The organism is Paenibacillus sp. JT22N12 (assembly GCF_056269365.1).
This window is the reverse complement of sequence record NZ_JBWDNU010000033.1, coordinates 1-9677: the sequence shown is the minus strand read 5'-3', so window position 1 is coordinate 9677 and position 9677 is coordinate 1. Positions and strand designations below refer to the sequence as shown.

Annotated in this window: 9 protein-coding genes and 2 pseudogenes; all 11 read right to left on the bottom strand. The window is 45.3% G+C overall.

All coding sequences use genetic code 11. The features are described from left to right. Positions 1–151: 151 nt before the first annotated feature. Complete coding sequence (locus AC0YOA_RS37890) at positions 152–1357, bottom strand: erythromycin esterase family protein (RefSeq protein ID WP_475790917.1); 1206 nt, start codon at positions 1355–1357, stop codon at positions 152–154. 154 nt (positions 1358–1511) lie between these two features. Further along, entirely contained in the window at positions 1512–1649 is a 138-nt protein-coding gene (locus AC0YOA_RS37885) for an SDR family oxidoreductase (protein WP_475790918.1), read from the bottom strand. Between the two features lie 35 nt (positions 1650–1684). Beyond that, on the bottom strand, positions 1685–2062 hold the full coding sequence (locus AC0YOA_RS37880; RefSeq protein ID WP_475790916.1) for a hypothetical protein: 378 nt from the start codon (positions 2060–2062) through the stop codon (positions 1685–1687). Positions 2063–2139: 77 nt separating this feature from the next. Next, positions 2140–2252, bottom strand: a pseudogene (locus tag AC0YOA_RS37875) (export ABC transporter ATP-binding protein); the annotation flags it as partial. 116 nt (positions 2253–2368) lie between these two features. Further along, positions 2369–2821, bottom strand: a pseudogene (locus AC0YOA_RS37870) (sensor histidine kinase); the annotation flags it as partial. A gap of 89 nt (positions 2822–2910) precedes the next feature. Further along, positions 2911–3393, bottom strand: coding sequence for an NUDIX hydrolase (locus AC0YOA_RS37865; RefSeq protein WP_475790915.1), 483 nt, complete (start codon positions 3391–3393; stop codon positions 2911–2913). Between the two features lie 478 nt (positions 3394–3871). Further along, positions 3872–4375: an SRPBCC family protein gene (locus tag AC0YOA_RS37860; protein ID WP_475790914.1), complete on the bottom strand. Its 504-nt coding sequence runs from the start codon at positions 4373–4375 to the stop codon at positions 3872–3874. Continuing rightward, positions 4375–4713 (bottom strand): ArsR/SmtB family transcription factor, encoded by a 339-nt coding sequence (locus AC0YOA_RS37855; protein WP_475790913.1) that lies wholly within the window; start codon positions 4711–4713, stop codon positions 4375–4377. Before AC0YOA_RS37855 ends, AC0YOA_RS37860 begins: the two co-directional genes overlap by 1 nt. A 27-nt stretch (positions 4714–4740) precedes the next feature. Beyond that, positions 4741–5076, bottom strand: coding sequence for a DUF1801 domain-containing protein (locus AC0YOA_RS37850; RefSeq protein WP_475790912.1), 336 nt, complete (start codon positions 5074–5076; stop codon positions 4741–4743). Positions 5077–6167: 1091 nt separating this feature from the next. Further along, positions 6168–8144, bottom strand: coding sequence for a right-handed parallel beta-helix repeat-containing protein (locus AC0YOA_RS37845; RefSeq protein WP_475790911.1), 1977 nt, complete (start codon positions 8142–8144; stop codon positions 6168–6170). Between the two features lie 524 nt (positions 8145–8668). Then, the coding region (gene ltrA, locus AC0YOA_RS37840) for a group II intron reverse transcriptase/maturase (protein ID WP_475790910.1) at positions 8669–9677 on the bottom strand (1009 nt) is incomplete at its 5' end.

Below are 9677 nucleotides of genomic sequence, written 5' to 3'. Positions count from 1 at the left end.
CACCTTCCCAAAATCTAAGGGACGGTTATTTGCCATTCCCTTTTACCAGTATAACATCCCTCGTTTGGCTCATTAATAATTAAATATTGACAACCTATTAGCTGGTATAGCTGAATGACTTATGACACGGTTTACCGTGCTGTCTGTTCATCTATGCAAGTGGACGGGCGGATGTAATCTCCTGAGTATGAATGATGATATCGAACCAGTTGGCGAGTGACCCGTACATGTGGAATAAAGAGTCTTTCTCAGGATCGTAGTAGGGACCTATCACACGCGTCTTGGTTGGAGCGTTGAGCCAGTCCTGGACAGAGTCCGGCTGATCGGCGTGCAGATCCAGGAGGTACGTATCCAGACCCACCTCACCCAGGACCGCTTCTGCAAACTCTGAGGAAGGGAACGGGATGGGATCCGCCCCCGAGCCATGATGGAATGTCAGACCGATGGATGCGTAACCCGATCCGAAGTGTCCTCGCAGATAGCTACCAGCGCTATGCCCCGTCGCAAGTAGGCTGCCGTTGGCTGTGTGTGCGATCCCTCCCCAATAGACAACCTTATCCCCTGTGTGTTCATGCCACCAGATCATGCTCTTCGCAATTCGCTGGTCGAGGTCGAGGCTGACGAGGCCCTGGTACTCATAGAATCCGACGATGAATCGGGCATGCTGGAGCGCGAGTGCGTGGCCAGCTTGGGTCGGAAGATCGGCTACTAGCTGGTAGGCCAGTTGGGCGTGGTCGATGAACAGCTGTTTGTCCCGCTGGCTGGAGTACCACTCGATATGCTCGTCTATTCCAACAGTGGGGCGAAGCACCGAATAGTAGGTCTCGAGCTCGTCCAGCCGTTCTGGCATGGTACACCTTACGTAGTCAGCTACGGCGTCGTAGGCCTGCGTATGCCCAGCACCGAAGTACCCCCCGACAACTCGGATAGTATCGGTCGGGTGTTGTAGGTTGTAAAAGCGCATCCACCGAATGGCATCGAGAATCTCATTGGTCTGTAAAGGTCCCCAGGTAGCGGCAAGCAACGCTTGTGGGTCGCCCCTGCCCGTGCATAGGTACTCATCAAGATGCATGCCTATAGTCCAGTCCGTTTCCAGAACCAGCGAGCGAAACCCCAGGTGTTCGACTAGGAATCTCAGGAATCGGTATTTGATAAAATACATTTGGTGAGCGCTACGGGCGCCACGTGTCGACTCTCCAAAACCGACGACTGTAGCGCCACGTAGCATTTGGGCAAGTGGCTCCAGATCGGTGAGCGGCGCCTGGGGATCAATTGTGGTGATAGGGTAGGCGTGACTCCTGATCCACTGGGTCACCGCTTCCCCAGCCGCGTCTGCGTTGGCTCGTACTTTTCCCATGGAGATCATCCTCTCAATTTTATCGTGCTATAAATGTGTGTTTTCGCTTCATGATATTATCCTTCATAGTAGTTAAGTTATACGGGAAAGAAAGATACGCAAGGGATCATTCTTATAAAATCATTCAACAGAAATAAATAGGATCGGATAAAAGCTATTCCATCAACATGCCTCCATTAACTGGCGTGTAAGAACCTGTAACAAAACCACTAGCTTCCCCAGCAAAGAATGAAATCACATTCCCGACATCCTCCGGTTGAGCGATCCGACCAAGCGGTGTTATGTTAACCAAAAAAGAAGGTAAATCGGTGCGCAAGTGGCACCAATTTATTTTTTATGGGAATTTTTGTTTACCCATGTAGGAATCCAAGCGATGGAAATTCCAGTGACGAGTGCATGAATCGTGTTAGCTACATCTGTGATTTGCGGTTCTATAGGATTTGCCCAATCATACCATGAAAGCAATAGTGCAGTCCCGATGGTGATCATACTGTAATAAATAACAGGTCTAGCGGTTTTTTGCCGTAATTTACTGTAAATAAGTGCACCAAATACATTTACAATAATGGACACAATGAGAATCGAAACAGGATTTAGCTGTACAAAGCTGACCTCCAACAAACTACACAAAATATAGTATAAGATAATACTGAGACCACCAGCTACAATTCCAACAACAAATCCTACCTTCAAATTGGTTTTCATTCTGTCTCCTACTTTCTTAATTGAATTAACACATCAATAACATAGAGAAATATCTTCAAATCGTTTTGAATCAAATCATTCGCACCCAGAAATCCGAAATCTCGCCTTCCTTTACGGACATCGTGATATTGTTCACGGCAATAAAATCACCAAATTTCTTCGTAAACTACTTAATTTCAAGTACGTTCATTCGTAACACTCCCGTTTCGTCTTTTAGGATAATGTAATTGTAATAAAAAAGGATGCCCCTGTGACAGTGCACAAGTTCATCCTTAACCCCTGAGAATCTTCCTATTTAAACTCATCTTATCCGTGAGGAATTAATGTAGTGACACTGAAGCCTCTTGAGCCATCGACGATAATCGTACCATTTACGCTTGCTGCCCGTTCTTTCATGCCGATGAGTCCCAAGCCTTTTATCACCTTCTGCTCACCTTTACCGTTGTCCGATACTTCAACCAGTAGCGTTTGAATATTTCATGGCATTGGTCAAAGCTTTCTGGATGTTCTCCTGAATGACCTCCCACTGGATCGGAGTAATGATGTCGACATTACCTTCATGAGTGAGAGAGGTCCTGATCGGGCTGAAAATTCATCAACGAATAATTTAATCCGATTCATTCCGAGCTGCTCTGTCGGCGGCTTCATATTCTTAAGCACAAGGCGGATACTCTCGATCCCATCCTTGGAGATATGGATTGCATTCTGCAGCAGCTCCGCCGACTTGTTCGGATCGGAGGTGAACAAGCGCTTCGAGGCTGCCCGTTAATTCAATAGAAAAAGGAGCAGCTTCCGCGGCAAGCTACTCCACGCTATCGTACCGTTAGCATAATGAATCAATTCTTAAACTAAGTTCTTACTCCTCTATTTATTATGTGTTTAATACCTTTGCTTATATCTAAAACTTTCAACTCTGGCATAACGAATTCAGGGACTATATGATAATTATCTAATTCATCCATATGGACCCACTTATTAATAAAACCATCTTCAACACCTGTAAACTCACTTTCCTGAAGATAAATTGAGTGATTTTCAGGTAGGTTAACAATGAAAAACAGTCCGATTTCATGCACTTTTTTATCAGTGAACTCAATAAAATTTTCGACTATCCAAATAAGTTTTTTATCTTTAATAGATACTCCAAATTCTTCGACCATTTCACGTTCAATTGTTATTTCGGCAACCTCATCAAACTCGACTCTTCCTCCAGGTATGAACCAAACATTATCGTTCGTAGACTTTTGCAAAAGAATTTTCTTATTGTGAATTATAATACTTGCAGCCCTATACTGAAATTTGTTAGTGCCTGTTTCAAATGAAATCATCATATGGTTCATTCCTTCTGTAAATTCAATCAAGAATTTATCAGGTATTTGGTCAGGTGTACTATAAAGATTCTTTTTGAAGATAACGTACACGAGTTGGCAATCACTATTGCGGGACATTTCCCTCATTTGGCCTTTGGCCAATCATATTCGGTTATTCTTAACTCTGTCCAGCCGTTTTCCAAGTCCGTGAAAGCACCCTATTGACGCACTTCATAAGGCAATTCGGCCGGCATCTCGACCGGATGGATCGGTTTGCCTTCTCCTTATTGCTATACTGAACGGTAAATTCCATCAGCTGTTAGGTAGATTCTGCTGTAAGTCTCGAACCACAAATACTTACTTCCCGTTCCGAGGGACTTGCACCTGTACGTCTGCCAGCGGACGATGTAAGGTTCAGCACGCTCGCCGCATGATAGAGGCAAATGAAAAAGCCTCGGAGTAATTCCCCGAGGCTTCCGTCTCACCGATTTGTATCGGCTTACTGCTGACTAGCCAAGTAATTGGCAAGTTCCTCGAACGTGCCTTCGAACCCTTGTGCAACCATCGGTGCCATCGCGTCGAATGCTTCCTGTTCCTCAGTAGAGGCATTGAGCGGTCCGCCCTGCAGCGTCAAAACCGTCGTTCCCTCGTTTTCTTCAAGCGTTAGAATATTCAGAATCTCAAGCGGCCAGTTCGGATTGAACGGGGCGCGAACGGTGTTCCCTTCTTCATCGGAAAAGGATTGGACCCATACCAGTTTCTCCGGCGCCTGCACTTCCTGGTAAACGAACTTGCCCCACATGGCGTGCTGCCCATCTGGAGACTTCTGGCAGCCAAGGAACATACCGCCGGGACGGACGTCCATCTTTCCCACTTCAAGCGAGAAACCCTTGGGTCCCCACCAATTGCCAAAGTGCGCCGGATCGGTCCACACCTTAAATACCAGTTCTCGAGGGGCGTTAAACTCACGTTTTAATAAAAGTCCTTGTTGTTGGTTGTTCATTAGATTTCCTCCTTGGGATTTAGGGATGATTTTTTCAAATGAATGAGATAATCGGAAAGACGGTCAAAACGTTCTTCCCACATGCCGCGAAACGATCCGAGCCATTCATCCATTTCCATTAAGGGTTCCGGGCGCAGTCGGTAGATTCGCCGGTTGGCGTCCGCCCGTACTTCGACAAGACCTGCTTCACTCAAGATTTTCAGATGTTTGGATGCCTGGGGTTGACGAAGGTGCAACCGATCCGCAATTTCCCCGACCGTAAGCGGAGCTTCGCGCAACAGTTCGATGATCTGCAATCGGTTGGGTTCCGCGAGCGCGTTCAAGGTTGTCGTATTCATTGGCCCCTCCCGATGAGATGATTTCTGTTACAGTGTGCTGGAGGCTTGCTTCAAAAGCCCCGACAGCAAGGCAAGATCCGGAGTGTCGCCTTCCCGCAATTTGATCCACTTCCGTTCGGCAGGCCCTTCAAATCCCTTCGGAAAGTCGATGCCGTTTGCATTCATGATCATGAACGCAATGGCGTCCTTTGAAGGCGAAATAACCGCTGCATACTGTCCGTTTTTCAGAAAATGAGGTTTCTTGTACTGAATGCGTTCTTCGGCTTCCGGAATCGTCTCATGAACCATGTCCCTCAGGGTTGAACTGAATCCACCCTGCCATTTCGGCAGATTTTCGATGTAGGCCGTAACTTCCTCATTCATTTTGTTATTTCCTCCTATTTGGATAGTTCATTGCTTATGGAGTAAATATACCACTTCCGGAATATTCTCGTCAAGGAATATATAAATTTTTCCTTAAATGCCGATTCAACCTGAACTTCTCCCCCGCGTAGTGCCCGGACTTCTGAAAGGCTGCCACGTTGCTATGTACTGGAGCAGTGGAGATCGGGTATAATGAATTTTTCCATGCTAACCTGCCCGATAAGGAGTAGGCTGCCGCGGCAGCCACTCCATTATCGTGTCCGTTGGCTTAGTAAATATTGGACTACGATTTTACAGGAACTTCTTCGTTAAGTTTTATCGTTGCGAGAAAGTTTGTCAACAAAAAATGTGAAACAATGATTGAAAGAAGTAGGTCAGTTGAAGGTGAATTTGTTTTGTAAAAAGTTTGTGGTAAGAAAATGAATAATCAATGTAAAGAAAATGACTGCACCGAAATAAATTGCCATACAGTGATACCTCCCAAATCGTTATAAACCGATGATAGTAATATCCATATCTCCCTTCACCCTAATCATTTTATTTTACCATATCTATGGGAATTAATTTCCAGTAACATCTAAAAAGAAGGTTCTCACTTTTATGCGAAAACCTTCTTTTTTATTAAAGGTCAGCCTGTGGTTTTGCCGGCGGCAACAATATATTCAAGGGACCCTCCCGACAAATCTATATTGTTCCAAGCACATTCAAATGTTGCACCGGCTTTTACAGCAGTTCTAGCTCTGTTAGGATTTTAAAACAAGTAAAGTAGGATGCAGATCTTCAGTACCTTTCAGACATATCTTTCCCGGATAAACTCTGAGCTTTAACGGTCATTTTAGCAATTTTGGAGTTGCTGCTTGCTGCTGGAAGTTTTAGTTGTATAGACAAGGAACGAATTATCTTTGTGTCAATAGCAGTACCTTTAAGCGAATTATTGAAGTCGATTCCGCTTGTTTCAAGGTCAGAAATGGCGCTCTTTCACCACCCGCAGACACATGAATAAAAATATAAGAACTCCCCATGTCTGGAGAGTTCATTTTATGAGTAATGTATCAATATTTTACCAATTAAATTAAAGCAGCTAGCCACTTTCAAACATTCACGTTTCCTTGCAAATCAAATGCACCTAAGCTCATTCCCGGTGGAGAAGCATTACTATAGCCTACCGGAAATACCGGGTCTACTGTGTCGGTCGGACTTCCGTACCCGTTGGGAAAGTTAAAAGTATTCGTGTATACTTTAATTTGATTTGCCGAAGGAATAAACGTTCCCCCTCCTGCAAAATATACAGCAAGTCTTGTTGGAAAGATATTCACAATGGAATTGTTTTGGATCAGAATATTATTCATTAGAGCGTAATTCACTCTAGCAAATAAAATAATGGAGCTACCCGAACGATCTTCATGATCTACGCTGTTGTTCTGAATAATTAAACTAGTCGGACCTTCAAGAATACAGAAGAAGTTTACGAACTGAGTAAATCTGGTCATCGTGTTGCCTGTTACATTTATTATGCCTGATACCGTATATGAAGCTATATTAGGTTCAAATACGATAGCTCCTATACTGGTACTTCCTCCCCTAAACGTATTATTGAGGATATTCGTTGTCCCTCTTACCATTTGAAATCTCAAACCTTGGGTATTAACAGCATTATGAATGAATTCATTGTTATCCAATGTCATATTTTCCGCCCAAATATATCCACTACGTGTTGTCCCTTCGATTATACTATTCCGAATCGTTATATTATTGTATAGCTGCGCTAGCGTCCTGAGCGGGACTCTAAACACTGCGTTATCTCCTGTTACTGCCCTATTGCTTATAATATGCAAGCTGTCGACCATAACCTGATCAGCTTGGATGACGAGTCCATTCAGGTTCGTTGAGGGATCGAATACGATCTGCGGAGTGGAAGCTGCTAAAGTTCCGTTTAAAGATAATGACTTGGAAATGATGAGCTGAGTGGCTATGTTGTAAATACCCTCCAGGACATATACGGTACCACCTTGTGCCACAGCAGTGATTCCTTCCTCGATGGTTCCGAAAGGAGCTTCCAGGCTTCCATTACCCCCAAAGGAACCCGCTCTTACATAAATATTAAAAGGATCCGAAGTGATTTGAGCAACAGCATTCAAAGCCCGGTTCGTCACTTGTAAGGTCGTTATATTAACAGAAGCGGTCGCCATTATTTCAATTCGGTAATTGTGAATTCCGGGAGGAGGACTATCCAGCCATGTGATATTGGGAAAATAGGTATCACTCGTTGTGGTAGCAGTACTAAATTGTCTGACACGATTGATAGGTGCACTTGTAAGCAAGGTCGGTAAAGTGCCTAATCGTCGTAAAATATAGGAAACATCAAGTGTATGGGCAGTAGAGTTTGAAGTGATGAAGAACAATCTGAATGTGGAATCCAATTTGATGCTCTCCCCTTCAACCGTCGATAAAGGCGGGAGCTCGAGAGAGACTACCGTATTTACTGGAAGGAGGGAGATTGTATCGTTCGCTTGTGCTGAGAATAAACTAGAGCCCACTCCAGACGTTCCTTGCTCTCCCTGCGACCCTTGAGGTCCAACCGGCCCTGCTGGCCCTTGCTCTCCCTGAGTCCCAGCTGGCCCTGCTTCTCCCTGAGTCCCTGCTGGTCCTACTGGTCCTGCTGGTCCTGCCAGTCCATCTGCACCAATTGCTCCTGCAAGTCCGGCTAGTCCTTCAGGTCCAAGTGCTCCTGCAAGTCCTTCGGGTCCAAGTGCGCCAATTGCTCCTGCAAGTCCTGCTAATCCTTCAGGTCCAAGTGCTCCTGCAAGTCCTTCGGGTCCAAGCGCGCCAATCGCTCCTACAAGTCCTGCTAGTCCTTGGGGTCCAAGTGCTCCAGCGAGTCCTTGAGGTCCAGCTTCTGCAATTGCTCCCGCAAGTCCTCGAAGTAATTGCCGTCCTTTAGTCGGAAGACACTTTTTACAAACTATCTTTTTAACTACTCGAAGACGACGTTTCCTTTTTTTTTCTTTTGGATGATACACAATAATGGTTTTCTTTTTACAACGTTTTTTTTTATCGGGACAACTCAATAACTACACCTCCCTATACGATGGTTCAGTGTACGTGAGTTGTTTAATTTAGGTATGGACAAATAACTGGCTATTGGGCTAGACTAAAAACTATTTCTAGAAAAGATTAGGCGTTTGTAAACAATATTCAAGATGTCCGAGCTCGAGCATGCTGCTGATCCCACCAAGAAGCGGCCGCGCAGCGAGCTGCTCTTTTTAGATCTTCACAAAGTTAAAAGCGCATCCTAACAGATCTAGGGGACTGAGGAACACAGAAATGGGACCTGTCACGACAGGCATTCGTCTATTACTGGTGTATACTGTGGCAGCGACAGGACTGGCTCTTGTTCAGATTGTGACCGGTTATGCAAGCGCGGGTTCTGGGGCTGGATAGAGCAACATTCACATAAAAAGGGCTGAGCAGCGGTAATATCCTCCTGCTCAACACTTTGATTTTAGTAATATCGGCTGGATGGCCTGTAGCCCCAAGGCTGCGTTAGGTGCATTTTTGTAGAGTAGGGGACTGGTTTCCCAGTCCTCCCTCATCAAACCGTACGAGCGGTTTTCCCGCATACGGCTTTCCGATGTTCTTCACCTTGAGCAGTATAGCTACCCCAAGCGCTTACTCGTTTCAGTCCCATACGGCCAAGTACCTCGGCGACCCTCCTCGGGTGCAGTTGGTTTCGCTTGTGCTTTTTGTTCCAGTACAGTGTCAGTCTACGAATAATATGCCAGTCCACTTTTAATAGAAATTTGTTCGACATGCCAGGATCTACCCTACCATAATAGTTCTTCCACCCTTGTATAACGGGATTGAGCTTGTCTACCATTTGCTTTGGTGACCAGTAAAGTCGCGCACGTGGCGCTGTTACTTCCTTTACTTTGTCACGCATCTTCTTCATCGCCTTTTTGGATGGGATACTTCGCAGGTCATAGAATTTCCCCGACTTAAACAATTTCGGCATGCGGCGGTGATGGAATCCGAGAAAGTCGAATCCCTCTTTATCCAGCCACAGGTTCACAAGCTTGGACTTGTCCGTGTTCATCGTCAATTCCAGTTTCCTGAAAACTGCCTTAAGCACCTGAATGGCTTTCATAGCGTGGGGTTTATTTTCACATAAGATAACTAGATCATCCGCATATCGCACCAATGTGCCAATATGGGAAAATCGCTTTTCCCAAAGGGTATCGAGATAGTTCAGGTAGATGTTCGCGAGTAGCGGTGAGATGACTCCACCCTGAGGGCTTCCGATCTCCGTGTTATGAACCTGTCCATCTTCCATGACACCAGCTTTCAGCCACTGTCGAATAAGTTTCAACACTCTTCGGTCACTCACCCGTTGTTCCACGAGTTTGAGCAATCTGTCATGTGGGATATTGTTAAAGTAACCGGCGATGTCTACATCAACCACCCCGTACACTCTCCCGTAGTTCACTGTCTTCTGTATCCGCTCTATTGCCTGTTTCGCGCTTCGCTTCGGTCGGAACCCAAACGAGCAATCCTTGAAGTCCGCCTCGAATATTGCCTCAAGGACGATTTTCGTTGCCATTTGT

Bases quoted from the DNA above. Each gene is read 5' to 3' on its own strand.
- AC0YOA_RS37890 (WP_475790917.1), bottom strand. From the start codon at position 1,357: ATGGGAAAAGTACGAGCCAACGCAGACGCGGCTGGGGAAGCGGTGACC.
- AC0YOA_RS37880 (WP_475790916.1), bottom strand. From the start codon at position 2,062: ATGAAAACCAATTTGAAGGTAGGATTTGTTGTTGGAATTGTAGCTGGT.
- AC0YOA_RS37865 (WP_475790915.1), bottom strand. From the start codon at position 3,393: ATGATGATTTCATTTGAAACAGGCACTAACAAATTTCAGTATAGGGCT.
- AC0YOA_RS37860 (WP_475790914.1), bottom strand. From the start codon at position 4,375: ATGAACAACCAACAACAAGGACTTTTATTAAAACGTGAGTTTAACGCC.
- AC0YOA_RS37855 (WP_475790913.1), bottom strand. From the start codon at position 4,713: ATGAATACGACAACCTTGAACGCGCTCGCGGAACCCAACCGATTGCAG.
- AC0YOA_RS37850 (WP_475790912.1), bottom strand. From the start codon at position 5,076: ATGAATGAGGAAGTTACGGCCTACATCGAAAATCTGCCGAAATGGCAG.